This window comes from Planosporangium mesophilum (assembly GCF_016863255.1).
Classification (GTDB): Bacteria; Actinomycetota; Actinomycetes; order Mycobacteriales; family Micromonosporaceae; genus Planosporangium; species Planosporangium mesophilum.
In genome coordinates this window covers 138,802-165,212 of record NZ_BOON01000001.1, presented here as the reverse complement: position 1 = coordinate 165,212, position 26,411 = coordinate 138,802, and the positions used below count along the sequence as shown (strand labels likewise).

At 71.4% G+C, this 26,411-nt stretch carries 26 protein-coding genes and 1 pseudogene; 21 read left to right on the top strand and 6 right to left on the bottom strand.

Annotation, left to right across the window (positions count from 1 at the left end; translation table 11 throughout):
• Window positions 1-325 (top strand): annotated as a pseudogene (locus Pme01_RS00710) (hypothetical protein); the annotation flags it as partial.
• Between the two features lie 38 nt (window positions 326-363).
• On the opposite strand, the gene Pme01_RS00705 reads toward Pme01_RS00710, so the two are convergent.
• The gene (locus tag Pme01_RS00705; protein WP_168113162.1) at window positions 364-1,203 is read right to left on the bottom strand and encodes a tyrosine-protein phosphatase; all 840 of its coding nucleotides are present in this window, start codon (window positions 1,201-1,203) and stop codon (window positions 364-366) included.
• A gap of 25 nt (window positions 1,204-1,228) precedes the next feature.
• Window positions 1,229-2,437, bottom strand: a complete 1,209-nt coding sequence (locus tag Pme01_RS00700) for a DUF349 domain-containing protein (RefSeq protein ID WP_168113163.1) — start codon at window positions 2,435-2,437, stop codon at window positions 1,229-1,231.
• Between the two features lie 522 nt (window positions 2,438-2,959).
• Between Pme01_RS00700 and miaA the strand changes: the two genes are divergently transcribed.
• Window positions 2,960-3,889: a tRNA (adenosine(37)-N6)-dimethylallyltransferase MiaA gene (miaA, locus tag Pme01_RS00695; RefSeq protein WP_239087933.1), complete on the top strand. Its 930-nt coding sequence runs from the start codon at window positions 2,960-2,962 to the stop codon at window positions 3,887-3,889.
• A 29-nt stretch (window positions 3,890-3,918) separates the two neighbouring features.
• Window positions 3,919-4,794 carry a diaminopimelate epimerase gene (dapF, locus tag Pme01_RS00690; protein WP_168113447.1) on the top strand — a complete coding sequence of 292 codons (876 nt, stop codon included), beginning with the start codon at window positions 3,919-3,921 and terminating at the stop codon, window positions 4,792-4,794.
• Window positions 4,795-4,900: 106 nt separating this feature from the next.
• On the opposite strand, the gene Pme01_RS00685 is transcribed toward dapF, so the two are convergent.
• Window positions 4,901-6,394: an NAD-dependent malic enzyme gene (locus Pme01_RS00685; RefSeq protein WP_168113165.1), complete on the bottom strand. Its 1,494-nt coding sequence runs from the start codon at window positions 6,392-6,394 to the stop codon at window positions 4,901-4,903.
• Between the two features lie 174 nt (window positions 6,395-6,568).
• Between Pme01_RS00685 and hflX the strand changes: the two genes are divergently transcribed.
• On the top strand, window positions 6,569-8,026 hold the full coding sequence (gene hflX, locus Pme01_RS00680) for a GTPase HflX (protein ID WP_239087932.1): 1,458 nt from the start codon (window positions 6,569-6,571) through the stop codon (window positions 8,024-8,026).
• A 51-nt stretch (window positions 8,027-8,077) separates the two neighbouring features.
• Window positions 8,078-9,562, top strand: a complete 1,485-nt coding sequence (locus Pme01_RS00675; RefSeq protein ID WP_168113167.1) for a hypothetical protein — start codon at window positions 8,078-8,080, stop codon at window positions 9,560-9,562.
• 66 nt (window positions 9,563-9,628) lie between these two features.
• Here the strand turns inward: Pme01_RS00675 and lexA are convergent, their stop codons facing one another.
• Window positions 9,629-10,477 (bottom strand): transcriptional repressor LexA, encoded by an 849-nt coding sequence (gene lexA, locus Pme01_RS00670; RefSeq protein ID WP_168113168.1) that lies wholly within the window; start codon window positions 10,475-10,477, stop codon window positions 9,629-9,631.
• Between the two features lie 480 nt (window positions 10,478-10,957).
• Between lexA and nrdR the strand changes: the two genes are divergently transcribed.
• Window positions 10,958-11,470, top strand: coding sequence for a transcriptional regulator NrdR (gene nrdR, locus Pme01_RS00665; RefSeq protein ID WP_168113169.1), 513 nt, complete (start codon window positions 10,958-10,960; stop codon window positions 11,468-11,470).
• Between the two features lie 132 nt (window positions 11,471-11,602).
• Window positions 11,603-14,515, top strand: coding sequence for a vitamin B12-dependent ribonucleotide reductase (locus tag Pme01_RS00660; protein WP_239087931.1), 2,913 nt, complete (start codon window positions 11,603-11,605; stop codon window positions 14,513-14,515).
• A 66-nt stretch (window positions 14,516-14,581) separates the two neighbouring features.
• Here the strand turns inward: Pme01_RS00660 and Pme01_RS00655 are convergent, their stop codons facing one another.
• Window positions 14,582-14,878, bottom strand: coding sequence for a DUF6582 domain-containing protein (locus tag Pme01_RS00655; protein WP_168113171.1), 297 nt, complete (start codon window positions 14,876-14,878; stop codon window positions 14,582-14,584).
• Between the two features lie 128 nt (window positions 14,879-15,006).
• On the opposite strand from Pme01_RS00655, the gene Pme01_RS00650 reads away from it, so the two are divergent.
• From Pme01_RS00650 to Pme01_RS00585, 14 genes are all read left to right on the top strand, one after another.
• Window positions 15,007-16,692 (top strand): methyl-accepting chemotaxis protein, encoded by a 1,686-nt coding sequence (locus tag Pme01_RS00650; RefSeq protein ID WP_168113172.1) that lies wholly within the window; start codon window positions 15,007-15,009, stop codon window positions 16,690-16,692.
• A 190-nt stretch (window positions 16,693-16,882) separates the two neighbouring features.
• The gene (gene gvpO / locus Pme01_RS00645) at window positions 16,883-17,197 is read left to right on the top strand and encodes a gas vesicle protein GvpO (RefSeq protein WP_168113173.1); all 315 of its coding nucleotides are present in this window, start codon (window positions 16,883-16,885) and stop codon (window positions 17,195-17,197) included.
• Window positions 17,194-17,541, top strand: coding sequence for a gas vesicle protein GvpJ (gene gvpJ / locus Pme01_RS00640; RefSeq protein WP_168113174.1), 348 nt, complete (start codon window positions 17,194-17,196; stop codon window positions 17,539-17,541). Before gvpO ends, gvpJ begins: the two co-directional genes overlap by 4 nt.
• On the top strand, window positions 17,538-18,290 hold the full coding sequence (locus Pme01_RS00635; protein ID WP_168113175.1) for a GvpL/GvpF family gas vesicle protein: 753 nt from the start codon (window positions 17,538-17,540) through the stop codon (window positions 18,288-18,290). The genes gvpJ and Pme01_RS00635 overlap by 4 nt, the downstream gene beginning before the upstream one ends.
• On the top strand, window positions 18,283-18,510 hold the full coding sequence (locus Pme01_RS00630) for a gas vesicle protein (protein WP_168113176.1): 228 nt from the start codon (window positions 18,283-18,285) through the stop codon (window positions 18,508-18,510). The genes Pme01_RS00635 and Pme01_RS00630 overlap by 8 nt, the downstream gene beginning before the upstream one ends.
• Complete coding sequence (locus Pme01_RS00625) at window positions 18,507-18,830, top strand: gas vesicle protein K (RefSeq protein ID WP_168113177.1); 324 nt, start codon at window positions 18,507-18,509, stop codon at window positions 18,828-18,830. Before Pme01_RS00630 ends, Pme01_RS00625 begins: the two co-directional genes overlap by 4 nt.
• A 19-nt stretch (window positions 18,831-18,849) precedes the next feature.
• Window positions 18,850-19,299, top strand: coding sequence for a gas vesicle structural protein GvpA (locus Pme01_RS00620; RefSeq protein ID WP_168113178.1), 450 nt, complete (start codon window positions 18,850-18,852; stop codon window positions 19,297-19,299).
• Window positions 19,300-20,061, top strand: a complete 762-nt coding sequence (locus Pme01_RS00615; protein ID WP_168113179.1) for a GvpL/GvpF family gas vesicle protein — start codon at window positions 19,300-19,302, stop codon at window positions 20,059-20,061.
• Between the two features lie 28 nt (window positions 20,062-20,089).
• Window positions 20,090-20,698, top strand: coding sequence for a hypothetical protein (locus Pme01_RS00610; protein ID WP_168113180.1), 609 nt, complete (start codon window positions 20,090-20,092; stop codon window positions 20,696-20,698).
• Complete coding sequence (locus Pme01_RS00605; protein WP_203935358.1) at window positions 20,695-21,765, top strand: SRPBCC family protein; 1,071 nt, start codon at window positions 20,695-20,697, stop codon at window positions 21,763-21,765. The genes Pme01_RS00610 and Pme01_RS00605 overlap by 4 nt, the downstream gene beginning before the upstream one ends.
• 212 nt (window positions 21,766-21,977) lie before the next feature.
• Window positions 21,978-23,051 carry an alpha/beta hydrolase gene (locus Pme01_RS00600; RefSeq protein WP_203935357.1) on the top strand — a complete coding sequence of 358 codons (1,074 nt, stop codon included), beginning with the start codon at window positions 21,978-21,980 and terminating at the stop codon, window positions 23,049-23,051.
• 58 nt (window positions 23,052-23,109) lie between these two features.
• Window positions 23,110-23,886, top strand: coding sequence for an SDR family oxidoreductase (locus Pme01_RS00595; protein WP_205863603.1), 777 nt, complete (start codon window positions 23,110-23,112; stop codon window positions 23,884-23,886).
• A complete protein-coding gene (gene lhgD, locus Pme01_RS00590) occupies window positions 23,883-25,061 on the top strand; it encodes an L-2-hydroxyglutarate dehydrogenase (RefSeq protein ID WP_168113181.1) in 1,179 nt (392 codons plus the stop codon). Before Pme01_RS00595 ends, lhgD begins: the two co-directional genes overlap by 4 nt.
• 88 nt (window positions 25,062-25,149) lie before the next feature.
• Window positions 25,150-25,725, top strand: coding sequence for a hypothetical protein (locus tag Pme01_RS00585; protein WP_168113182.1), 576 nt, complete (start codon window positions 25,150-25,152; stop codon window positions 25,723-25,725).
• Here Pme01_RS00585 and Pme01_RS00580 read toward each other — a convergent pair.
• Window positions 25,722-26,402, bottom strand: a complete 681-nt coding sequence (locus Pme01_RS00580) for an iron-dependent transcriptional repressor DtxR (protein ID WP_168113183.1) — start codon at window positions 26,400-26,402, stop codon at window positions 25,722-25,724. The two genes, Pme01_RS00585 and Pme01_RS00580, sit on opposite strands and share 4 nt — an antisense overlap.
• Between the last annotated feature and the right edge of the window lie 9 nt (window positions 26,403-26,411).

Here is a 26,411-nt window from a genome sequence, read left to right as displayed (position 1 = left end):
CTTCGCCGCGCCAGCGGCGAACGACGGGCCCGGCGCCGCGCCAGCGGCGAACGACGGGCCCGGCGCCGCGCCGGCGGCGAACGACGGGCCCGGCCACGGCAATGACAGCATCCGGCCCGGCGACATCGTGCACACCACGATCACGTACGCCGCGCCGCACCACCTCAACGCCGACGGTCCGCTGGTCTCGCACCGGCGCACCCGGGCCGGTGACGTCTGGGCGGCCGGCCACGCCGTGCGTACGCCCGGGGTCTCACTCGGGCTGCCGACGGTGGGCGTACCGGCGCCCGCGAGCACCGCGCCTGCCGCCTGCGGCTGCGACTGATCTCGGTGGGGTTCGGCGCCCCGACCGGGCGCCGAGCCTCACGACTCGTCGAGCAGGTGCCCGCGCAGCGTCTCCACCTCGGCGGAGGTGACCCCGGCCCGCCGTACGTAGGCCTCCACCGAGCAGTACCGTTCGCGCAGCTCGGCCAGGAAGAGGTGCATCGCCTCCCGCGGGCACGGGTTGAGCACCCAGGCCGGCGCGTGCCCCTCCTCCTCGGGCCGGCCGTCGACGCCCCGGCCGTCAACGCCCCGCCCGTCGACGCCCCGGCCGTCGACGCCCCGCCCGTCGACGCCCCGGCCGTCGACGCCCCGGCCGCGCCGCCACTCCCGGAAGCGCCGCTCGGACTCCTGGCTGAGCGCGTAGTCGTCCGCGATGTCGTCGTCGCCGACGCCGAGCAGGCTCAGGGTCAGCGCGGCCAGCACCCCGGTACGGTCCTTGCCGGCCGCGCAGTGGAACACCAGCGGCGTCGAGGCGGAGGCGGCGATCAGTCGCAGCGCCGCCCCGACGCCGTTCCGGCCGGTCAGCCCGCCCTCGGCCATCTCCGCGTACCGGTCCGCCAGGTAGCGCGGCATGTCGTCCGGGCCGAGCGAGTGCTCCGGCCACGGGTCGGCGTGGAAGTTGACGTGGTGGTAGTCCAGCCCCAACGACTCCGCCACCCGGCCGTCCGCGTCCAGCTCGTCCGGGCGCCGGAGGTCGAGCACGGTACGGACGCCGAGCGCGGCGAACCCCTCGAAGTCATCCTCCGTCAGCCGGTGCAGCGCGTCCGAGCGGTACAACCGCCGCAGGCGAACCGCCCGGCCGTCGCCAGCGCGGTAGCCGCCGAGATCACGGAAGTTGAAGACTGTGGAGAACGGAACGACGCGTTCGGCGGTTGTCACAGTTTCCGACCGTAGCGTGTATCGGTCAGCTGCTGTGCTCCGCGAGCGCGAGGAAGTTCCGCTTGGACTCCAGCGCCTGCTGTGCCTCCTTGATTCGCCGCGCGTCGCCGGCCGCCTGCGCCTTGGCCAGCCGCTGCTCGGCTTCGGCCACCTGCTCGCGCATCTGCGCCAGCAGCGGGCTCGCCTCCGGCGGGGTGCGCCGCCACGCGGCGTCCATGGCGTGCTTGACCCGGTCCTCGACCACCCGTAGCCGCCGGTCCAGGCCGGTAGCCGCGTCGCGGGGGACCCGCCCGATGTCGTGCCACTGGCCCTGGATCTCGCGCAGCTTGTTCTGCGCGGCCCTCGGGTCGGCGTCGACGTCGAGCGCCTCGGCCTGCGCCAGTAGTTCCTGCTTACGCTCCAGGTGGCCGCGCTGCTCGGCGTCACGGGCGGAGAAGACCTCGCTGCGGCGGCTGAAGAAGGCGTCCTGGGCGGCCCGGAACTTCTCCCAGAGCCGCTGCTCGGCCTCCTTCGACGCGCGCGGCGCCGTCTTCCACTCGCCCATCAGCTCCTTGAGGCGCGCGGCGGTGGCGTTCCACTCCGTGGAGTCCGACAGCGCCTCGGCCTCGGCGACCAGCTCTTCCTTGCGGGTCTGGGCCTGCTTGCGGGTCGCGTCGAGGATGGCGAAGTGCGCGCCGCGGCGGCGGGTGAACCCGTCCCGGGCGGCCGCGTACCGCTTCCACAGCTCGCCGTCGGTCTTCTTGTCGACGCCGTGGATGGTCTTCCACTCGTCGAGGATCTCCTTGAGCCGGTCGCCGGCGGTCTTCCAGCCGGTCGCCTCGGCCCCGATCTTCTCGGCCTCCTCGACCAGGGCGGTCTTGCGGGCCACCGCCTCGGCGCGGGCCGCGTCGCGGGCCGCGCGCGCCGCGCCGGCCTTCTCCTCGGCGATCGTGGCGAGCTTGTCCAGGCGGGCCGCCAGGCCGTCGACGTCACCGACGACGTGCGCGGTGTCCAGGCCGGACCGCAGGCGGCGGATGCTGCTCAGCGAGTGGGTGGCGTCGGCGGTGCCACTTCCCAGGCGGGCCTCGATGAGGTCCACCTCGGTGGCCAGGTCGGCGAAGCGCCGCGCGAAGTGGGCGAGCCCCTCCTCGGGGGTGCCGGCCTGCCACGATCCGACGACGCGCTCGCCCGCCGCCGTCTTGAGGTAGACCGTGCCGTCGGCGTCGACTCGACCGAAGGCCGTCGGGTCGCTCATGCCGCCACCTCGCTCAGCTCGGCCTCGGCATGAGGCTCGAACACACCGAGCCTCCCGATCTGCTCGAACCGCTCACTCATGTGCCCATCCTCGTCTTCCCGGCGCCCGTGGGTTCGGCTAACCCTCGATGTCGCCGCCGTCGCGCAGCCGTGTTCATTCGTTCAGGGCCTCATTGTCACAGGTCCGACCCCGTCCGCGTCGAGCGGCCGCAGCCGAACCGTGACTTTTGCTGTCGGGTTGGTGTCGCTTCGCTCCCGCCCGGTCCGGTACGGATCAGGTGAAGACACCCGATACCGTTTTCAGCGTGCCCCTCGTCGCCGCCGTCTGCCCAGAGCCGCCGCTCCCAATCCCCGGTTACGCCCCCGGTATCGCCGAAATCGCCAAGCGGGGTGCCGGACCGGCTCGACAGTGGCGGGTGGCGGTGGGTATCGCTTCCCGGGTACGGGAGTTGTCGTCACGGTACCGCGATTCGCCCGTCCTGTGTGGTGGGAGAACCGGTGGCGGCGTCGGGGGAGGACGACGGTGACGCCACGGCGCGGGCCGGTGATCGCGGTCGTCGGGCCGACCGCCGCCGGCAAGTCGGCCCTGAGCCTCGCGCTCGCGCACGCCCTCGACGGAGAGGTCGTCAACGCGGACTCCATGCAGCTGTACCGGGGCATGGACATCGGTACCGCGAAGCTGACGCCGGCCGAGCGGGAGGGCGTACCGCACCACGTTCTGGACATCTGGGACGTGACCGAGCCGGCCAGCGTCGCGGTGTACCAGGAGCTGGCCCGTGCGGCGATCGACGACGTACTGGCCCGTGGCCGGGTACCGCTGCTGGTCGGCGGCTCGGGGCTGTACGTGCGGGCGGTCCTGGAGGAGTTCGAGTTTCCCGGCACCGACCCGGTGCTGCGCGCGGAGCTGGAGGCGGAGCTGGCCGCCTCCGGCCCGGCGCCGCTGTACGCCCGGCTCGCCGTCGCCGACCCGGTCGCCGCCGAGCGGATCCTGCCGACCAACGGCCGGCGCATCGTCCGCGCCCTGGAGGTGATCTCGCTGACCGGCGGGCGGTTCACCGCCGCGCTGCCGGAGCAGCCCCGACCGTACTACGACTCCTGCCAGCTCGGCGTGGACCTGGCCTCGGAGCCGCTCGACGAGCGGATCGCGGTGCGTGTCGACCACATGTGGGCCGCCGGCCTGGTCGACGAGGTACGTGCGCTGGAGGCCCGTGGCTTGCGCGAAGGGCTGACCGCCGGCCGGGCCCTCGGCTACCACCAGGTGCTGCGCTTTTTCGACGGTACGTGCCCGGAGGAGGCGGCCCGGGACGAGACGGTACGGGCCACCCGCCGCTTCGTACGCCGCCAGCGGTCCTGGTTCCGTCGTGACCCTCGCATCCGGTGGTTCGACGCGGCCGACCCGGATTTCGCGCGGAAGACCCGCGAGGCGGCGTCGGCATTCGTCGCGGTGTCATGATGACGGGCGTGCTACTCGACGACGCGGCGTTGGACTACGCCAAGGGACACGGGACCGGCAACGACTTCGTCATTCTTCCGGACCCCCAGGGGCGGCTGCCGCTCACGCCGAGGCTGGTCGCCGCGCTGTGTGACCGGCGTCGCGGCATCGGCGCCGACGGCGTGCTGCGGGTGGTCCGGGCCGAGGCGCACCCCGACGCGGCCCGGTACGCCGGTGAGGCCGAGTGGTTCATGGACTACTGGAACGCCGACGGCACGCACGCCGAGATGTGCGGCAACGGCGTACGGGTGTACACGCGGTACCTGGTGGAGGCCGGTCTCGCCGCCGGCGGCGAGATGACGGTGGCGACCCGGGCCGGCGTCGTGCGGACGGTGGTCGGCCCCGACGAGATCGCCACGGGCCTGTCGAAGCCCCGCCTGTACGGGCAGAGCGTGGCCCGGGTGGAGGCGCGCCGCTACGTCGGTGAGTCCGTCGACGTCGGCAACCCGCACCTGGTCTGCCGGGTGGCCGACATCCCGGCGCTGGCCGCTCTCGACCTGTCGACCTCGCCGGAGTTCAGTGACGCGGACTTCCCGGCCGGCGTCAACGTGGAGTTCTCCGCGCCGGCCGTCCCGCTGCCCGGGGTCGACCTGCACGTCCGCATGCGCGTGTACGAGCGGGGCTCGGGGGAGACGCTGTCGTGCGGCTCGGGCGCCTGCGCGGTGGCCGCCGTGGCCCTCGCGGACGCGGGCCTTTCCACCGGCCGGGTCGCGGTGGACGTGCCCGGTGGGCGCCTCACGATCGTCCTCGACGAGGAGGCGTGCTGGCTGATGGGCCCGGCGGTGATCGTGGCGACCGGCACCGTCGACCCGGGCGCCCTCGACGTGCGGTTGCCGGACGTGGACAGCCGCGAGGCCGCCGCCTAGCTGTTCCGCGGCCCGGAACGGGCGCAGTATGGCCGAGACTGCTGCCATCCACGAGGGATGGCAGCAGTCTCGGCGCATCTGCGAGGATCTTGACGAGCCGCTCAGGTCACGAGACGGACGGGTCCGGTACGACCGGTGCGTGGTCGATGGTGGCGCGCAGGCCGTCGGCGGGCGTCTCGGACCGGTAGCCGTCGCCGGTGAACGGCTCCTCGCCCTTGGCCACCGCGCGGACCGCCGCGGCGACCGCCGGCGCCACCCGCGCGTCGAACACGCTGGGCACGATCACGCTGGCGTTGAGCTTGTCCGCGCCGACGGTGTCCGCGATGGCCCGTGCCGCCGCGAGCCCCATGTCGTCGGTGTACGCCCGCGCCTGCGCGTCGAGCATCCCGCGGAACACGCCGGGGAAGGCCAGTACGTTGTTGATCTGGTTGGGCTGGTCGGAGCGGCCGGTGGCCACGATCGCCGCGTGCTCGCGCGCCGCCCGCGGGTCCACCTCGGGGTCGGGGTTGGCCAGGGCGAACACGATCGAGTCCGGCGCCATCGTGGCGATGTCGTCGCCGGTGAGCAGGTTGGGCGCGCTCACCCCGATGAAGACGTCGGCGCCCCGGATCGCGCCGCGCAGGTCGCCGGCGTAGTTGTCGCGGTTGGTGTTCTCCACCAGCCACTGCCACGACTCGCTCAGCCCGGACATGCCCCGGTGCAGGGCTCCCGGCCGGTCGGTCGCGATCAGGTCCCCGACGCCCTGCCGGAGCAGCAGCTTCATGATCGCGGTACCCGCCGCGCCGGAGCCCGAGACCACCACGCGTACGTCGGCCAGTCGCTTGCCGACCACCCGCAGCGCGTTGGTGAGCGCGGCGAGCACGCAGATCGCGGTGCCGTGCTGGTCGTCGTGGAAGACCGGGATGTCGAGCATCTCCCGCAGCCGCGCCTCGATTTCGAAGCAGCGCGGGGCGGCGATGTCCTCCAGGTTGATCCCGCCGTACGCGGGCGCGATCGCCTTCACGATGTTGACGATCTCGTCGGTGTCCTTGGTGTCCAGCACGACCGGCCAGGCGTCGACTCCGGCGAACCGTTTGAACAGGGCCGCCTTGCCCTCCATGACGGGCAGCGCGGCGGCCGGGCCGATGTCGCCGAGCCCGAGGACGGCCGTGCCGTCCGTGACCACCGCCACCGTGTTGCGCTTGATCGTCAGGCGGCGGGCGTCCTCGGGGTTCTCGGCGATCGCCAGGCAGACCCGGGCGACGCCCGGCGTGTACGCCCGCGACAGCTCGTCGCGGGTACGCAGGGCGACCTTGGGATGCACCTCGATCTTGCCACCGAGGTGCAGCAGGAACGTGCGGTCGGAGACCTTGCGGACCTCGACCCCGTCCATCGCCTCCAGCGAGCCCACGACCTGGTCGGCGTGGACGGCGTCAGCGGTGTCGCAGGTGAGGTCGGCGATGACGTGGGTGTGGTCGGAGTCGACCACGTCGAGGGCGGTGACGACGGCGCCCGCTTCGCCGACGGTTGTGGTCAGTCGGCCGATCGCGGAGGCGTCCGCGGTCACGGCGACCCGGATGGTGATGGAGAACCCGGCACTGGGAAGACGACGAACGGTCACGGCGTTCTATTTTGAGGCCATCCGGCCAGGTCGCAACCTCCACCCCACCCGTATTCATATTCGTTTCATGGGGTACAGGGGCTGTAGGCGCCGCGGTGGCCCGGTAATTGCGGGTGCGACGGCCGAAACGACATGACACGATCGGAAGCGATGCGAGAACCAAACGTGAAATCTATGTACGACCTCGATCTGGACCTTGAGTCGATCGAGAAGTTCAAGGACGCGGAGTTCGACGACGCGACAACCGGTGAGCTCGAGCTCGAGGAGCGCCACGCGCTACGCCGGGTCGCCGGTCTGTCGACCGAGCTGTCCGACATCACCGAGGTTGAGTACCGGCAGCTGCGGCTGGAGCGGGTCGTCCTGGTGGGCGTCTGGACCGACGGTACGTCCGCGGACGCCGACAACAGCCTCACCGAGCTCGCGGCCCTGGCCGAGACGGCCGGTTCGGAGGTGCTCGACGGGCTGGTCCAGCGCCGTAACCGGCCCGACCCCGCCACCTACATCGGCCGGGGCAAGGTCGCCGACCTGCGCGACGTCGTCGTCGCCACCGGCGCCGACACGGTGATCTGCGACGGTGAGCTCTCGCCGTCCCAGCTGCGCAATCTTGAGGAGAAGGTCAAGGTCAAGGTCATCGACCGGACCGCCCTGATCCTGGACATCTTCGCCCAGCATGCCAAGAGCAAGGAGGGCAAGGCCCAGGTCGAGCTGGCCCAGCTGCAGTACCTGCTGCCCCGCCTGCGGGGTTGGGGTGAGGCGATGAGCCGGCAGGCCGGTGGTTCGGCCAGCGGTAACGGCGGCGTGGGTCTGCGTGGTCCCGGTGAGACCAAGCTGGAGACCGACCGCCGGCGCATCCGTACCCGCATCTCCCGGCTCAAGCGTGAGATCGCGGGCATGGCCACGGTGCGTGAGACGAAGCGGGCCGGGCGCCGCGAGCGGCGGGTACCGAGCGTCGCGATCGCCGGCTACACCAACGCCGGCAAGTCCAGCCTGATCAACCGGCTGATCGGCGCCGGGCTGCTGGTGGAGAACGCCCTGTTCGCCACGCTGGACACCACGACGCGTCGGAGCCGGGCGGCCGACGGCCGGATCTACACGCTGTCCGACACCGTCGGGTTCGTCCGGCACCTGCCGCACCAGCTCGTCGAGGCCTTCCGCTCCACCCTGGAGGAGGTGGCCGAGGCCGACCTGGTCCTGCACGTGGTCGACGCGAGCCACCCCGACCCGGAGGGGCAGGTCCGGGCCGTCCGCGAGGTGCTGGCGGACGTCGGCGCCGACAAGGTGGCCGAGCTGCTCGTGGTCAACAAGATCGACGCGGCCGACGAGGAGACGTTGCTGCGGCTCAAGCGGGAGTGGCCGGAGGCCATCTTCGTGTCCGCGCGGAGCGGCGCCGGCCTGGCCGACGTCCAGACCGCCGTCGAGGACCGGCTGCCGTGGCCGGCCGTCGAGGTGCACGCCTGCGTACCGTACGACCGGGGCGACCTGGTGGCGCGCGTGCACTCCACCGGTGAGGTCCTCTCGACGGAGCACACCAGCGACGGTACGGTCCTGCATGTCCGGGTGGCCGAGGGCCTCGCGGCCGAGCTGGCCCCGTACGCGCTGATCGGCCGATCCGTGGCTGGCCATGTGGCGTAGTTGAGGGCGGGCCGTACCCCGAATGGTGAAACCCTCTGCCAGACTAGTGCGATGCGACGCGTCGGGCTGGTGGCTGCAGGGGTATGGGTTGCCGTTTTCGGACTGGTGACCCCGGCCGTCGCCGAGCCCAGCCCGACGGCCGCCGCCACCGGGGCGGGCGGCGAGAACGTGTGCACCCTGACCGACAGCCGGCTGACCGGCCTGACCGGGCTGGTCGCGCTCGACGACGGCGGGTACGCGGCGGTCAACAGCGTGCCCGACCAGCAGGCCGGGATGCGGATCTTCTACCTGGACAGCAAGTGCAAGTTGAGCCGCTCGGTGCCCTACGGCAACAACCCGGCCCGCGACCCGCAGGACCTGGCGGTCGCCTCGGACGGTGCGCTGTGGGTCGCCGACACCGGCGACAACACCAGCAACAAGGCCGAGCGGCGGGACACCATCGCGCTGTGGCGGGTGCCGCCCGGAGGCGGGAACCCGGTCATCCACCGCCTCTCGTACCCGGACGGCGCGCACGACGCCCGGGCCGTGCTGTTCGGCCCGGACGACACGCCGGTCATCGTCACCAAGGAGTCGTCCGGCACCGCGGCGATCTACCAGCCGTCCGAGCCGCTGCAGGCGAACAACAGGCAGGGCGTACCGCTCAAGAAGGTCGGCACGTGGCAGCCCAAGCGCACCAACACCCCCAACTTCCTCTCGGTGACCGGCCGGGTCCTGGTGACGGGTGCGGCCCGGTCGCCCGACCGTAAGCGGATCGCGCTGCGCACCTACTCCGACGCGTACGAGTGGGACGTGCCAGACGGCGATGTGGTCAAGGCGCTCACGACCGGCAAGCCCCGGCTGACCACCCTGACCGGTGCCGACGGGCAGGGCGAGGCCAACGGCGAGGCGCTCGCGTACAGCGCGGACGGCAAGTCGTTCCTGACCACCTCCGGGCAGGCGGGGATCAAGATCCAGCGGTACAAGCCGGCGTCCACGCCGGCCGAAGCCGTCCCGGTGGCCGGCTCGCAGGCAGACAAGCCGGCGGACACCCGCTCGTGGTTCCAGAAGTTCTCGCTGTCGGACCTGGTCTACATCGTGGCCGGGGTCGGTGTCCTGGGCCTCCTGCTGGCCGTGATCGGCGTGATCGGCATCCGGCGCTCCCGCAAGGCGCGGCGCGCGGCGGCGGCCGAGGCGGGCCCGGCGGAGACCCCGGGTAAGGGTGGCGGCGGTCCGCAGAAGGGCGGCGGCGGCCCGCGGCCCCCGGCCCCGAACGCTCCTCCGGCCTTCCCCGACGCCGGGCCTCCCGCCTTCCCCGACCCGAGACGGCAGCAGGGCCGGGTCGTGGTCGGGCCGCCGGCGCCGCCGCCGGTCGACCCCCGCGCGGGCGGGCGGCGGCGCCCTCATCCCGGTCAAGGTCCCGCTGATGGCGGCAGGGTGTACGGCGGGCGCCCACATCCGCAGGCCGGCTACGAGCAGCCCGGCTTCGACCGGCGTACCGGGCCGCAGCAGTACTCGCAGCCGGGCTACCACCCGGACTACGGCGACGGGCGTTACTAACCCGAGCGCCTCCAGAAACGACATCGGGGTGGCGGTCACACCGCCACCCCGATTTTCTCGTCGTCGTCAGATCCGGCGCAGCACCGCGACGACCCGGCCCAGGATCGTGGCGTCGTCGCCCGCGATCGGGTCGAAGGCCTCGTTGTGCGGGATCAGCCAGACGTGCCCGTCGCGCTTGCGGTACGTCTTGACGGTCGCCTCGCCGTCGAGCATCGCCGCGACGATCTCGCCGTTGTCGGCCGTCGGCTGCTGGCGCACGGCGACCCAGTCGCCGTCGCAGATGGCCGCGTCGATCATGGAGTCGCCCTTGACCTGGAGTAGGAAGAGGGTGCCCTCACCGACGAGCTCGCGGGGGAGTGGGAAGACGTCCTCCACGGCCTGCTCGGCGAGGATCGGACCGCCGGCCGCGATGCGGCCGAGCATGGGCACGTACGCCGGGGTCGGCCGGGCGGCGCGCGCGGCCTCCTCCTGGTCGGCGGCGAACTCGCTCGGCGGGCGCACGTCGACCGCGCGCGGCCGGTTGGGGTCGCGGCGCAGGTAGCCCTTCCGTTCGAGCTCCTTGAGCTGGTAGGCCACGCTAGACGGGGAGACCAGCCCCACCGCCTCGCCGATCTCGCGGACGCTCGGCGGGTAGCCGTTGCGGTCGACCGCGCTCCGGATGAACTCCAGGATCCGCCGCTGGCGCTGGGTCAGGTCGTCCGCGACCAGGTCGGGGAACGCGGTGACGACCGCGGCCACGGGGCGCATCTCCGGCTGGCCACCGGTCTGGCCGGAACGGGCGCGCCGTCCGGGACGCTTGTGCGCGCCCGCGCGGCGCGGGGGAGGCGTGTGGTCAGGGGTGACGCCATGCTCGGGACCAGGGTCCCGGCCTTCGGTCGGGCGCCCGCTCGCGGGGTCGTCGGTGGCCACGTCCATCCTCCCTTGTCGCATCCTGGGCAGCGGGTGGGGGCCCGGGCCCGCAGTGCGTGATCGATGTGCGGACGACCGTAACGCCACGCCCCGACAGTTTCAAACATCTGTACGATTCCGCGCGGCGTGTCGCGGCCGGGAAGGTCGACACCGGTGATCACTTCTGATACACCATCGTACGTCTGTTCGAGTGCGTATGTGCGGCGGACGCCACCAGCGACCGAATCGCTCCCCGCGCGTTAGACACCCGGCGTCACGAACGAGACGCGCGACACCCCGAACGCATCGGGCGAGTTAACTTGCGAACGATCGGCGCAGCGCCTAACGTCAACCCCTAGATGTAGTAGTTACATGGGTGTAAGTCGTCCACAGGTTGGGGTCGACCACCCACAGTTCATTCACAGGTTATGCACAGTGGCGCCCCCGGTTGGGTAGGTGTCGCTGTGTTCGGCGTGCCCGCGATCGCCCACGAGAGGCTCGAAGACCATGCGCTGCCCGTACTGTCGGCACCCGGACTCCCGGGTCGTCGACTCGCGCGAGGCCGAGGACGGTCAGCTCATCCGCCGCCGTCGCTCCTGCCCGGAGTGCGGCCGCCGGTTCACGACGGTCGAAGAGGCAGTCCTCGCGGTGGTCAAGCGCAGCGGGGTCACCGAGCCGTTCAGCCGCTCGAAGATCATCACCGGGGTGCGCAAGGCGTGCCAGGGCCGGCCCGTCGACGACGACGCGCTCGCCGTGCTGGCCCAGCGGGTCGAGGAGGCCGTCCGGGCGCGGGGCGCCGCCGAGGTGCCCAGCCACGACGTGGGGCTGGCCATCCTCGGACCGTTGCGCGAGCTCGACGAGGTGGCGTACCTGCGGTTCGCAAGCGTTTACCGCTCGTTCGACTGCCTGGGGGACTTCGAGCGCGAGATCTCTGTGCTGAGGGCGGACCGGGAGCGGGCGGACCGAAAGCAAGCGGACCGGGAGGCCGGGCACGAGGTCGCGGGAGCCGTGAGCGGCTGACGCGGTGCGCCGTTCGCGGCGGCGCGCAACCCGGTCGCCCGGGTCAGGACGGCGAGACGTCAGGAAAGACAGGCAGTACGAGGACCACACCGACGACAGCACACGGGTCGTCGCAGGGGACCATTTCACACGATGGTGGGGGAAGGCATGACAGAGGCAGTACGCACGTCGTCGGGTAAGGCGCGCGGGGGGAACGGTGCGCGCGCCAACGGCGCCGGCAAGGCGACCGCCGCCCGCGGACTGCGGGTCGAGCGGGTGTGGACCACCGAGGGTGTCCACCCGTACGACGAGGTGACCTGGGAGCGTCGCGACGTCGTGATGACGAACTGGCGGGACGGCTCGATCAACTTCGAGCAGCGGGGGGTGGAGTTCCCCACCTTCTGGAGCGTCAACGCCGCGAACATCGTCACCACGAAGTACTTCCGCGGCGCCGTGGGCACGGCTGCGCGCGAGTGGTCCCTCAAGCAGCTCATCGACCGGGTGGTCAAGACGTACCGCGCCGCCGGTGAGGAGCACGGGTACTTCGCCAGCCGCGAGGATGCCAACGTCTTCGAGCTCGAGCTGACCTGGATGCTGCTGCACCAGGTGTTCAGCTTCAACTCACCGGTCTGGTTCAACGTCGGTACCGCCTCGCCGCAGCAGGTCAGCGCCTGCTTCATCCTGTCGGTCGACGACTCCATGGACTCGATCCTCGACTGGTACAAGGAAGAGGGTCTGATCTTCAAGGGCGGTTCGGGCTCCGGCGTGAACCTGTCGCGCATCCGCTCCTCGAAGGAGCTGCTGTCGTCCGGCGGCACCGCCTCCGGCCCGGTCAGCTTCATGCGGGGCGCCGACGCCAGCGCCGGCACCATCAAGTCCGGTGGTGCCACCCGGCGGGCGGCCAAGATGGTCATCCTCGACGTCGACCACCCCGACATCCAGGAGTTCGTCCAGACGAAGGCGCGCGAGGAGGACAAGATCCGCGCGCTCCGCGACGCCGGCTTCGACATGGACCTGGGCGGCCACGACATCGTCAGCGTCCAGTACCAGAACGCCAACAACTCGGTGCGCGTCTCCGACGACTTCATGCGCGCGGTCGAGAACGGTGACGGCTTCGACCTGCGCGGTCGCCTGGACGGCGAGGTGATCGAGACCGTCGACGCCAAGGAGCTGTTCCGGGCGATCGGAAAGGCGGCGTGGGAGTGCGCCGACCCGGGCCTGCAGTACGACGACACGATCAACGACTGGCACACCTGCCCGGAGACCGGCCGGATCACCGCGTCCAACCCGTGCAGCGAGTACCTGCATCTGGACAACTCGTCCTGCAACCTGGCCAGCCTCAACCTGATGAAGTTCCTGCGCTCCGACGGCTCCTTCGAGGTCGAGAAGTTCGTCAAGTCGGTGGAGTTCGTCATCACCGCGATGGACATCTCGATCTGCTTCGCGGACTTCCCGACGGAGAAGATCGGCGAGACCACCCGCGCCTACCGCCAGCTCGGCATCGGGTACGCGAACCTGGGCGCGCTGCTCATGGCCAGCGGCCTGGCGTACGACTCCGACGCGGGCCGGTCCCTGGCCGCCGCGATCACCAGCCTGATGAACGGCACCGCCTACCGCCGCTCGGCGGAGATGGCCGGCGTCGTCGGCGCGTACGACGGGTTCGCCCGCAACGCCAAGCCGCACGCGCGGGTCATGCGCAAGCACGCCGCCGCCAACGACGCGATCCGTGCGCTCGGCACGGTCGACGCCACGATCCTCGAGGAGTCGACCAAGCAGTGGCAGGAGTGCCTCGCGGTCGGTGAGAAGAACGGCTGGCGCAACTCGCAGGCCAGCGTGCTCGCCCCGACCGGCACCATCGGCCTGATGATGGACTGCGACACCACCGGGGTGGAGCCGGACCTGGCGCTGGTCAAGTACAAGAAGCTGGTCGGCGGCGGCTCGATGCAGATCGTCAACCAGACCGTGCCGCGGGCCCTGCGCAACCTGGGTTACCAGGAGGAGCAGGTCGAGGCGATCGTCGAGTACATCTCGGAGCACGGCCACGTCGTCGACGCGCCGGGCCTGCGGCCGGAGCACTACAGCGTGTTCGACTGCGCCATGGGCGAGCGGGCGATCGCGCCGATGGGGCACGTGCGGATGATGGCGGCGATCCAGCCGTTCATCTCCGGCGCGATCTCGAAGACGGTGAACATGCCGGAGTCGGCCACCGTCGAGGAGGTCGAGAAGATCTACTTCGAAGGCTGGAAGCTCGGCCTCAAGGCGCTGGCGATCTACCGCGACAACTGCAAGGTCGGCCAGCCGCTCTCCAACGCCAAGCCGGCGAAGAAGGAGGAGCCGGCCGCGGTCGCGGTCGTGACTCCGGAGCCGCAGAAGGTCATCGAGTACCGGCCGGTGCGCAAGCGGCTGCCCAAGAAGCGGCCCAGCGAGACGGTGTCGTTCTCGGTCGGCGGCGCCGAGGGTTACCTGACCGCGTCGTCCTACCCGGACGACGGCCTCGGTGAGGTCTTCCTCAAGATGTCCAAGCAGGGCTCGACCCTGGCCGGCGTGATGGACGCCTTCTCGGTCGCCATCTCCATCGGCCTGCAGTACGGCGTGCCGCTGGAGACCTACGTCAGCAAGTTCACCAACATGCGGTTCGAGCCGGCCGGTATGACCGACGACCCGGACATCCGCATGGCCTCGTCGGTGGTCGACTACGTCTTCCGCCGGCTCGCCCTGGACTTCCTGCCGTTCGACAAGCGTGCCGAGCTGGGCATCCTGACGGCGGCGGAGCGGACCGCCCAGCTGCGCGAGGAGAACGGCGAGGCGCCGGTCGACCTGACCGAGATGGCGTCGTCCGCGCCGGTGGAGAAGCCGGCCGCGGCGGCTCCGGTCAAGGAGGAGCCGCCGGCCCCGACTGCCGCTGTCGCTCCGGCCAAGGCGGCGCACTCCTCGACGGAGCTGCTGGAGCTGGTCCAGGGCATGGCGGCCGACGCGCCGCTCTGCTTCACCTGCGGTACCAAGATGCGGCGGGCCGGTAGCTGCTACGTCTGCGAGGGCTGCGGCTCGACCAGCGGCTGCAGCTGACAGCCTCATAGGTGACGGGGGAGCCGGGCGTTGCCCGGCTCCCCTTTCGTCTCCGGTGGATCTTCGTCAGTGCGCGGGATTGCGCGTGTGCGACCGCGTGCCCAGCTGACGCCAGTCGTCCTCGGCCACGTCGACGCCGTAGTGCTCGGCCGCGGCCCTGATGTTGGCGAACGCCTGGTCGCGTTCCGCGTCGGTGACGTCCTGCACCTGGTCGAAGCGGGCCAGGGCGTTGCGTACGTGCGAGGCGTCCGTCAGCGGCTCCTTGCGCTTGCCCGGGAAGGCGTACGCGCTGTCCGGCAGTTCCTTGCGCTCGGCCGTGGACAAGTCTCCGTGCTCCTCGTGGGGCGCCCACGTCGTCTTCATGTCAGTCACATGCCCGTCCGGGGCGACAGCCACACGTTGTTACCCAACTCTCTCCACAAGCACGCCGGAATTGGTCGAAGTCGGCGGCATCCGGCCGATTGTCCGGCGTGAACTGGATCTTGCGCAGGTTGCGTGCGGTTGTGGCCTCGGCCCTGGTGCTGACCGTTGGCTTTCTGGTGCTTCGGCAGATCACAACGAGCGCCTTCGACGGTATCGAGGCGCGCCAGGTGGCGCAGGATTCGGACCGGCTGCGCATCGCGCTGGAGGGGCAGGCTCGGGTACTCACCAACTACGCGGTCGTCAACGCGGAGTGGGACAACACCTACGACGAGGTCGCCGCCTCCGACCGGGAGAGCTTCAGCTCCGACCTGCCGGCCGACCAGCTTCACAAGACCCTCGGTATCGACGCGCTGTTCGGTGTCGGCCCCGACGGCACTCTCCATACCGGTGGAATCGCCACCAGTGACGCGTACGCGCCGCCGCCGGCCGACCTGGGCGCACCGGCCGTACTGACCAAGCTCGCCAGCACCGATATGCCGCTCGGGACCGCTCGCTGTGGCGTGGTCTCCACCTCGGTGGCGCCGTTCATCTTCTGCAGTTCACCCATCTACCGCTCGGACGGCAGCGGACCGCCCGCCGGCAGCCTCGTCGCTCTGAAAGCGCTCGGCGCCGACGGCCTTGCCCTCCTGGGCAAGCAGGTCAATCTGCCGTTGAAGAACGTCGCCGGTATCCGTGCCGGCAGCAAGGCCCAGTCCTCGTTGGCCAGCAATCTCGGCACCATCGCCGTGCACACGACAGCCACGAGCGGCAACCAGATCGCCGTCGACGCCGCGATCCCCACGGTCAACGGTTCTCCCGTCGTCATCGAGTCGCTGCGGGACCGGCCGATCCACCAGGTCGCCAACGACACGGCCGTGAAGATCTTCGTATTGATGGGGATCGCCACCGTCGGCCTCATCATCGCCGTCGTGTTGCTGGTGAACCGCGGTATCCGGACCCGGGTGGGCCCGCTACGGCGCACGACCGAGGCGGTGATCGCCTCCGGCGACCGGAGCCTGCGCGTCGGCATGACCGGCAAAGGCGACATCCCGGCACTGGCAGCCGCGATCGACCAGATGCTCGACGCGATGGCCGCGCAAGACGCCCAGCTTCAGGCCGAACAGGCCACCCGCGAGGAGGAACTCGCCCGCACCTTCAGCGAGCGGCAGCGCCTCGAACAGGAGACGCGCGAGCAGGCGCAGCACGCGATCACGCAGACCACGACGCTCGTCAGCGATCGGCTAGCCGAGGTGGTCGGGCAGGTGGACGCCGCCCGTACCACGACGCTCGACATCGACGACCGGGTCGAGACCGCTCACGCGGCGACCCAACGAATGGTCGACGAGGCCCGTCAGGCCGACCAGCTCGTCACCGACCTCACCGCCAGCCTCCGCCGGATAGGTGGCATCGCCGAGTTGATCGCGGGCGTCGCCACCCAGACCAACCTCCTTGCGCTCAACGCGACGATCGAAGCCGCGCGCGCCGGCGAGGCGGGTCGCGGGTTCGCGGTCGTCGCCGGCGAGGTGAAGGCGCTGGCCACCACCACGTCGCAGTCCACTGGGGACATCACGACGATGCTCGCGGAGTTGGAGGGGCAGATGGTCACCGTGTCGGCGGCCATCACCGCCATGACTGACGGCATAGCGGCCATCGACCACACCACAACCGGCGTCCGCGAGGCCTCCGAACAACAACGCCAGGTTGTCGAACGACTCGGCCGACAGGTCGAGGAGGCGATGGACCGGGTCCGCACCATCAACCAGACGACCCGCTGACACCTCGCAGTACTGCGTGAGCCCGCGCCAGGGTCATGCGCGACACCACGATCTGTCGACTGTGGATACACGAACCGTAGCGATGTGTGTACGCTCTATACACCATTAGTACTAAGTGGACAAGTCAATATGCTATTGAACACATCGTATTAATGATTGCCGACTGCGCGTTTAGGCAATATCAGTCTGCATGGCGACACCACGGCACGATCCCCAAGAAATAGGCGGAAACGAATCAAAGCCCCGCGTCGCCACGCTGGCCCAGATCGCACGGACCGCGCTGCGCGAGTTCGCGGAGTTCACCGGGCTCGATCCCATGGCCATGACCGGCGCGAGGCCGGACGGCGACGGATGGTCGTTCCTCGTCGACGTCACAGAGCTCGAGCGCATCCCCGCCACCAGCAGCGTGATGGCCACCTACCGCGTCGACGCCGACAGCGAGGGGCACATCACCTCGTACGAGCGACTGCGTCGCTTCTCGCGGAACGCCACGGACGCGTCATGAGTCCAGAGCCACGAAGCAAGTACGCCGTCACGCCGGCCCGCGCCGGCGGCCAGAGCTCGGGCTCCCTGGCCGACATCCTCGAACGCGTCCTCGACCGGGGAGTGGTCATCGTCGGCGACATCGTGGTCGGTGTCGTGAACGTCGAGCTGCTGACCCTGAAGGTACGGCTCCTCGTCGCCTCCGTGGACACCGCCAAGGAGATGGGGATCGACTGGTGGATGAACGACCCCTCACTGAGTTCGAAGGCGGCCCGGGAGCGCGACCAGCTCCAGGCTGAGAACCGCGAACTGCGCTCCCGCCTGGAAGCGCTGGAGCGCAGCCTCGGTCAGGCGGAGCCGTCATGACCCCCGAGCGCGCCCTGTACGTGTACGCCGCCGTGCCGGGCGATGCCGCGCTCGACGCGTTGCGCGGGGTCGGTGACGAACCCGTCGGGGTGCTCAGCGCCGACGGCCTCGGGCTCGTCGTCAGCGAGGTGACGACGGCCGACCTGGCGGCGGTCACTGACGAGTCCGCCGACCCGCGGCTGGTGGGTGACCTGGCGCAGCGCCACGACCTCGTCGTGCGTGCCGTCGCCGCGTCGGCCGGCGCGACGCTTCCGTTCCGGATCGGGACCGTGGTGACGGACCGGCAGGCCGCGTACCGGTTTCTGGGCTCCCGCGCGGCCGCGCTGCGTTCCGGCCTGACCCACGTCGCGGGCTGCGACGAGTGGGGCGTCACGGTCCGGGAGGGCGGCGCCGGCCAGGCCGACCCGGATGACACCCCGACCGCCGAGTCCGGCACCGCGTACCTGATGCGGCGCCGACAGCACTTCCAGCGTCTGGAGCAGCGCCGCCGCGCGGCGCTCGAACTCGTCGCGCAGACCGAGGCGGCGCTGGGTGAGCTGGCCGCTGACACGGTGCCTGGCCGGGGGCAGCAGGGTCTCCTGCTCGACCGCGCCTACCTGGTACGCCGTGACGAGCAGTCGCGTTTCGTGGCGGCGCTCGACCGGTGCGGGGACCGGCTGGCGGCCGACGGGTTCGTCCTGCGGGTCACCGGGCCGTGGCCACCGTACTCGTTCACCGTCGCTGACCTCGAGGTGACGGCAGATGAGTGAACCTCCCGCACTGCCCGCCCACGGTGTCGGCACCAACGACCTGGTGGACCTGCTGGACCGGGTCATCGACAAGGGCGCGGTCGTCACCGGCGACATCGTCATCGGGCTCGCCGGCATCGATCTGATCCGCCTCGACGCGCGGCTGCTGCTCGCGGCGGTGGACCGCCTGGCGGCCGACGAACCGGCCGACGAACCGGCCGACCGCACGGAGGTCCGATGACCACGCTGTGGAATCCGCAGAACCCGTTGCGGTTCAACATCGACCCGGAGGACGCCGGCCGCGGCCTCGGCCGGCTCGTGATCGCCCTCCTGGAGATCGTCCGCCAGCTACTGGAACGCCAGGCGCTGCGGCGGGTGGACGCCGGCTCGCTGACCGACGACGAGGTCGAACGGCTGGGTCAGGCCCTCCTCGCGCTCGAACAACGCTTCACCGAGCTCCGCGAGATCTTCGACATCTCCGCGGACGACATCCGGTTGTCCAACACCGATCTGGATCGGCTGGTGGTGACCGAACCGTCACCACCGGCCGAGAAGGGTTGACCTCCGAGAACCGAAAGAGGTGGCAACAATCAGTTCGTATTCAGGAGTAACGCGCGCCCCGCGACCGAGCGGATTGGCCGACGTACTCGAACTCATCCTCGACAAGGGCATCGTCATCGACGCGTACGTGCGCGTCTCCCTCGTCGGTATCGAACTGCTGACGATCGACGCCCGCATCGTCATCGCCAGCGTCGACACGTACCTGCGATTCGCCGAAGCCGTCAACCGGCTGGACCTGCAGCCCGAAGGTCAGGTCACCGGCCTGCCGGGGCTCGTACAGGGGATCACCAACGGCGTCAGCGAGGGTGCCGCGCGGCACAAGACGCGCGGCGCGCTGAGCGGGATCAAGGACACGCTCAGCGACGCCGCCGACGCCTTCCTGGGCGGCGATGACGACGACGATCACCGGCGGGCACCCTCGGGACGGCGGGCGCCCGGCGGCCGGCGCGGTGGACGGGGGGAGGAGTAGATGCCTGTTCAGGTCTACGGCCTCGTACGCGCCGGGCACCCCGATCCGCGCGACCTGACCGGCGTGGGTGAGCCGCCCGCCGCGGTCCGGCTCGTCCGCTCGGGCGAGGTCGCGGCCGTCGTGAGCGACGCGACAGCCACCGAGCTGCACGAAACCGACGCGGTCGCATACCTCGACGTCCTCACCGCGCTCCTGCGGGACGGCCCGGTCCTGCCGGTCCGGTTCGGCACCGTGGCACCGGACGAGGACGCCGTACGGGAGGAGATCCTCGACCCGGACGCCGAGTTCGTGGCCGGCCGCCTCGACGAGCTCGACGGGCTGGTCGAGCTCAGGGTGGAGGTGTCCGCCGACGAGGAGGCCGAGATCCGGCGCGTCGTCGCCGACTCTCCGCGCCTGCGCGACCTGGTGGCCCGGGCCCGCGGTAACGGCCAGGCGCTGGACCTCCGCATCGGGATCGGTGAGGAGATCAGCCATGCGTTGGATGCCCGCCGGGCCGAGATCAATGACCGGATCGTGGACAGGCTCGGCCCTCTCGCGGTGTCGTACGGCGTCCGGCTTTCTGACGACGTGACGCGTTCGAGCCACGCCTTTCTGGTGGCGGCCGAGCGGCTCCGCGACTTCGACGAGGCGCTGGAGCAGGTCCGGGCCGAGCTCGGCGAGGACTACGACCTCGAGTATGTGGGACCAATTCCCGCCTTCGACTTCATCGGAGGCGAGATACGGCCTCCATCGGAGGCACCCGCAGGGCGGTGGAGCTGGTGACGGCTGGGCTGAGGAAGGGAGACGGACAGTGAAGGACAGCGTGAAGCTGGGCGCGGCGGTTGTGGGTGGTTACCTGCTCGGCCGCACGAAGAAGGGCAAAGCCGCGATCGGGCTGGCGCTCTGGTTGAGCGGAAAGCGGATGGACAACACCCGGGACGCTCTCATGCGCCTCGTGACCTCGCCCGAACTGGCCAAGATCACGGGGCAGGTGCGTGGTCCGCTGCTCGCGGCGGCCGGGCGCGCGGTCACCGCGACCATCGAATCGCGTACGAACGCCCTCGCCGACTCGCTCCAGCAGCGCACATCGCAGCTGCTCCCGGCAGTCGGCGCGACCGCCGACGACCGCCGCGACGAGCGTGCTGACGCGGGTCTCGACGACGAAGGCCGTGACGACGAAGGCCGTGACGACGAAGGCCGTGACGACGAAGGCCGTGACGATGACGCGCGCCTCGACGACGCCGAACCGGACGAGCCGGAGCCGCCCCGCAAGGCCGGACGCCCGGCGAAGGCCGCGCGGCGCGCCCCGGCCCGGCGCCCCGCCGATGAGGGCCGCGAACCGGCTCGCAGCCGGGAATCCGGTCGAAGCCGCGAACCGGGCCGCCGCCGCAGCGCGCAGCGAGGCGGTGAGGTGGCATGAGCGAGACCGGTACCGGCCTGTCCGAACTCGGACGGGCCCTGCGCGCCAACCCGGCCATCGCGCGCCTCGGGCAGGAGGCCGGCAGGTACGCGCTCGCGCGAGCGACCCACCTGGTCGACGACCTCACCGAACGGCTGACCGACAGTGCCGACAACGGAGGCCTGGCGGCCGCGCTGACCGGGGCGCGCGGGATAGCCGAAGGGAAGTCCCCGCTGCGCGCCGGCGTCGGCGCGGCGATGGCCGGCCTGAAGGAGAAGGTGGCGTCGGCCCTTCGGGGTGGTAGCCGGAGCGGCGGGAAGCCGAAGGTGACGCACATCAGCGAGGACATCGACATCGGGCTGCCCGTCGACGTGGTCTTCAACCAGTGGACCCAGTACGGGGAGTTCGCGAAGTTCATGAAGGGTGTCGAGGGGGTCGAACGGACCAGCGACACCGAGACCACGTGGCGGGTCAAGGTGTTCAAGTCCCGGCGTACGTGGAAGGCCGTCGTCCAGGAGCAGATCCCCGACCGCCGGATCGTCTGGACGAGTGAGGGCGCCAAGGGCTCGACCAAGGGGGTGATCACCTTCCACCCCCTCGCGGACGATCTGACCCGGGTACTGCTGGTCATGGAGTACTACCCGCAGGGCTTCTTCGAGAAGACCGGCAACCTCTGGCGCGCGGGCGGCCGTCGTGCCCGCCTGGATCTCAAGCATTTCCGGCGGTTCGTCACGATGAACGGCGAGGCGACCGGGTCGTGGCGCGGTGAGATCCGCGATAGCAAGGTCATCCGGCAACCGGAGGATGGCGACAACGACGACCGGGAGCGCCGTGATCCAGTCGAGGGGGGCGCCCGCGATCGCCGCCCGGACCCGGACGACCCCGATCACGACCCCGATCACGACGACCAGTACGACGACTACGACGACTACGACGACGAATACGAGGGCGACGAGGAGCAGAACGCCGAGGAGCAGGACGACGAGAAGCAGAACGCCGAGGAGCAGGACGAACCGGACCTGCCGGCCCGCCGGCCTCCGGCGCGCTCGCGGCCGGCGTCGGCCGGGGGTGCCCGATCCCGCCGCTAGCGGTGTGGATGATCCGGAAAACGTCGAATATCCTCCTGCGGGTGTCGACCGACCTCCCGCTCGCCGGCCGCTGGTGCCTCCGCGAGGGTGGGAGCAGGTGCGTCGCTCTTTGGTGCTTCCCGGAAGCCCGCGTTCGAGCCTGACGATCTCGAACCCTGGTAGCGGTGGCCGCGTAAATCGGACATGAAATGCCCGATTCCAGGAGGCGATGAATGCGAGTGCCCGGCGATCCCCGGCGCCTGATGCTCCGGCTGACCCGCGAGGTGGCGACCACGGCCCTGGCCGTGGTCGTCGGCTTCAGCGGCTGGGTGTTCGGGCCGGCCGAACCGGCGGCGGCCGCCGCCGGCGGCACCGTGCCGGGCCTCGCCGCGTGGCGCGCGGACCGGAGCGCGGGCCAGCCGTTGCCGGACCCGCTGCGGGCACCGCCCGAGCGGATCGCCCACTTCTTCGCCCACCTCGACCCGGGCCGGCGGGGCGCCCTGGCCGACCGGTACCCCGAGATCGTCGGCAACCTCGACGGCGTCCCGTTGGACCTGCGCTTTCAGGTCAACACCCGCCGCTCGGCCTGGTCGCCGGAGCGTCACCTGATCCAGTACGACCGGCGGGGCAACGGCCACGTCGCCGAGGTGATCGGTGACCTCGCCACCGCCGACCGGATCGCCGTCGTCGTACCCGGCCTGAGCAACCGGCTGGCCAACTTCGACCGCGGCTGCGCCGGCCGGGAGCGCAGGGCCCCGGCCTGGCAGGCGCGGCAGCTCTACCAGCAGATGCGGTCGCTGGACGGCACGGCCCGGGTCGCGGTGGTCGCGTGGCTGGGCTACGACCCGCCGGACGGCATCGGGCGCGAGGCGGTACGCGAGGAGCGGGCCCGCCTCGGGGCGGCGGCGCTGAGCCGGTTCGTCGACGGGCTGGGGGTGTACCGCCCGTCGGCCGCGGTGACGGTGGTGGGGCACAGCTACGGCTCGGTCGTCGCGGGCCTCGCGGCGCCGTCGCTGGGGCGGCGGGTCGGCGACATCGTCGCGCTCGGCAGCCCGGGGATGGGCGTCGAGCGGGCCGCCGAGCTGCGGACCCGCGCCCGGGTGTGGGCCGGCAGTACCCGCTCGGACTGGACCCGGGACGTACCCGGGATCCGGCTGTTCGGCGCCGGCCACGGCACCCTGCCGTTCGAGGCGGCGTTCGGGGCCCGGCCGTTGCCGGTCGGCAACGTGGTCGAGCACGACGGCTACTTCGTACCCGGCTCCGACTCGCTGCGGGCCGTGGCCCGGATCGCGCTCGGCCGGCCGTAGCACTCCGCCCTCGGTCAGGGCTGACAAACCGTACGCGCGTAGGGCATTCTGAGGCGCGATGACCATCGACGGACCGATCCTCGTCACGGGTGGCACCGGCACGCTCGGGTCCGTCGTGGTCCGCCGGCTGCGCGACGCCGGCCGACCGGTACGCGTCCTCAGCCGGCGGCCCAGACCCGCCGACGTCGCTCCCGATCTCGACTGGGCCACCGGCGACCTGACCACCGGCTCCGGCCTGGACTTCGCCCTGGACGGGGTCGCCGCCGTGATCCACGCCGCCAGCGATCCCCGTACCGGAGGGGCCGACGTCGAGGCGGCCGAACGCCTGCTCGCCGCGGCCCGGGCCGGGCGCCCGCACCTGGTGTACGTGTCGATCGTCGGGGTCGACCGGGTACCGCTGGGCTACTACCGCCAGAAACTCGCGGTGGAGCGGCTCGTCGAGCGGTCGGAGGCGCCCTGGACGATCCAGCGCATCACCCAGTTCCACCCGCTGATCCGTACGTCGATGCGGGCGGCGGCGAGGCTGCCGGTCGTACCGGTGCCGTCCGGCACCAGCTTCCAGCCCATCGACGTGCCGGAGGCTGCCGCGCACCTGATCCGGATCGCCGACGGTCCCGCCCTCGGGCGGGCCCCGGACCTCGGCGGCCCCCAGGTCCGCGACACCGTCGACCTCGCCCGCGCCTACCTGCGCAGCCGGGGGATGCGCCGCCCGGTGGTCCCCGTGCGGCTGCCCGGCGCGGTGTGGCGCGGTTACCGTGAGGGCGGCCACCTGGCCCCCGACCACCTGGGCGGCGGCCGGACCTGGGAGGAGTTCCTGACCGGGGAGAAGCCGTGAGCGGCAAGCGTTACGTGGTCATCGGTGGTGGCATCGTCGGGCTGGCGGTGGCGCACCGGCTGGTGCTCGACCGGCCGGGTGCGACCGTGACCGTGGTCGAGAAGGAGCCCGGCTTCGGCGCGCACCAGACCGGCCACAACTCCGGGGTGATCCACGCCGGCGTGTATTACCGTCCGGGCAGCCTGAAGGCGAAGCTGTGCCGGGACGGCAGCGCGTCGATGGTGCGCTTCTGCACGGAGTACGGGATCCCGGTCGAGGTCTGCGGCAAGCTGATCGTGGCCACTGGCGCCGACGAGGTGCCCCGGCTGCACGCCCTGCACGAGCGCGCCCTCGCCAACGGCCTGCCGGTCCGGCTGATCACCGCCGAGGAGGCCCGCGAGTACGAGCCCCACCTGGCCTGCGTCGAGGCCATGCACGTCGCCTCCACCGGGATCGTGGACTTCCGCGCCGTCTGCGACCGGCTCGCGAAGTTGCTCGCCGACGCGGGGGCGCACCTGCGTACCGGTGAGCGCGTCGTCGGGCTGCACGACACCGTCGTGGTCACCACCGCCGGGGAGATCCGGGCCGACGTGGTGGTCAACTGCGCCGGCCTGCACGCGGACCGGATCGCGAGGCTGGCCGGGGTCGACGTGCCGGCGCGGATCGTGCCGTTCCGGGGCGAGTACCACGAGCTGCGCCCGGAACGCCGGGAGCTGGTGAAGGGCCTGATCTATCCGGTACCCGACCCGGCCCTGCCGTTCCTGGGGGTACACCTGACCCGGATGATCGACGGCAGCGTCCACGCCGGGCCGAACGCGGTCCTGGCGCTGGCCCGTGAGGGGTACCGGTGGTCGGCGTTCGACCTGCGCGACGCGCTGGACGCCGTGGCGTACCCGGGGCTGTGGCGGCTGGCCCGGCGACACCTGCGGTACGGGGTGGGCGAGGTGGCCCGGTCGCTGTCGAGGCGCCGGTTCGCGGCCAGCCTGGCCCGGCTCGTACCGGAGATCTGCGAGGACGATCTCCTGCCCGCGGCGGCCGGTGTCCGCGCGCAGGCCGTCGCGCCGGACGGGGGACTGGTCGACGACTTCCTGATCGTGCGCCACGGCGCACAGGTCCACGTTCTCAACGCTCCGTCACCGGCGGCCACCAGTTCGCTGGAGATCGCCCGCTATATCACGGCCGGTCTGCCCGTCTGAGGCTTCTTTCCGTCATTGTGACGGGACGACCGCTTCCACGACCGCCGATCCACCCGTACGGTGGTGCCTCGGCGGAGGGGAGATATCGATGTCCATGCCATGGCCGGGAATCCGGTCCGGCGCACCCGTCGTGGTTTCGCTGCTGGCGGTGCTCGCCGCGGCCGCGGGCTGCGGCAACGAGCGGGCCGAAGCGCGGTTCGCCGCGTCCACGGCGCCGTCGCGGGCGCCGGCGGCCGCCGCCGGTGGCGCCTGCTACATGGTGGAGTACGACGTCGTCGAGCAGACCGTCGGGACGTCCTTCGACCTCGCCGCGTCCAGCGCGGCCGGCGACACGGTCACCTGCGCGCTGCAGACGAGGGGTGGCAGCTTCCCGGACGTCACCCTCGCGGTGACCTCGGTCAAGGTGGACACGGCCGTGTTTCGATCGACCGTCGTGCCCAAGGGGTCGACCTCCGTCGCCGGGCTGGGCAAGGCCGGATACTCCGTGTTCAGGCCGGCCGGCCAGGGCGCCGGACCGGGCGTGGAGGTCGGCTGGCTGACCGGTGACGGCCGGCTCCTTGTGCTGCGGTACCGCTGCGCACCGGAGGTACCCGCCGCCGACGCCGCCGCGCTCGTACCCAAGGTGACCGCGCTGGCGAAGAAGGTCGACGAGAGCGCCGTCTAGGCGCCCAGGACGAAGACCCGCGAGGCCACCTCGCGGGGCAGCCGGATCTCCTCGCCGCCCCGGTCCACACGCACCGCGTCCCGCTCCTGCGCCACGGTCACGTGCGCGCCGGGGTCGATGCCGGCCGCGTGCAGCTGGCGCAGCACGTCCGAGTCGGTCTGCACGCTCTCGCAGATCCGGCTGACGACCACCGGCCCGGCCAGGCCCGGGAAGGCGAGGTTGCGCTCGCTGTCGCCGACCGGCGCGCTCACCGGGGTGCCGTCGAACTCGGTGAGCCCGGGGATCGGGTTGCCGTACGGCGAGCGGGTGGGGCGTCCGAGCAGCTCGTAGACGCGCTGCTCGACCGCGTCGCTCATCACGTGCTCCCAGCGGCAGGCCTCCTCGTGGGCCTCCTCATAGGGCATCCCGATGACGTTGACCAGCAGCAGCTCGGCGAGGCGGTGCTTGCGCATGACCGCGACGGCGTACGAGCGCCCGGTGTCCGTGAGGACCAGATGCCGGTCGCCCTCGATGCTGAGCAGGCCGTCGCGCTCCATCCGCGACACGGTCTGACTGACCGTCGGACCGCTCTGGCGCAGCCGCTCCGCGATGCGGGCACGCAGCGGCACGACGCCCTCCTCCTCGAGTTCGAGGATGGTGCGGAGGTACATCTCCGTAGTGTCGACCAGCTCGTTCAAAACGCGCCC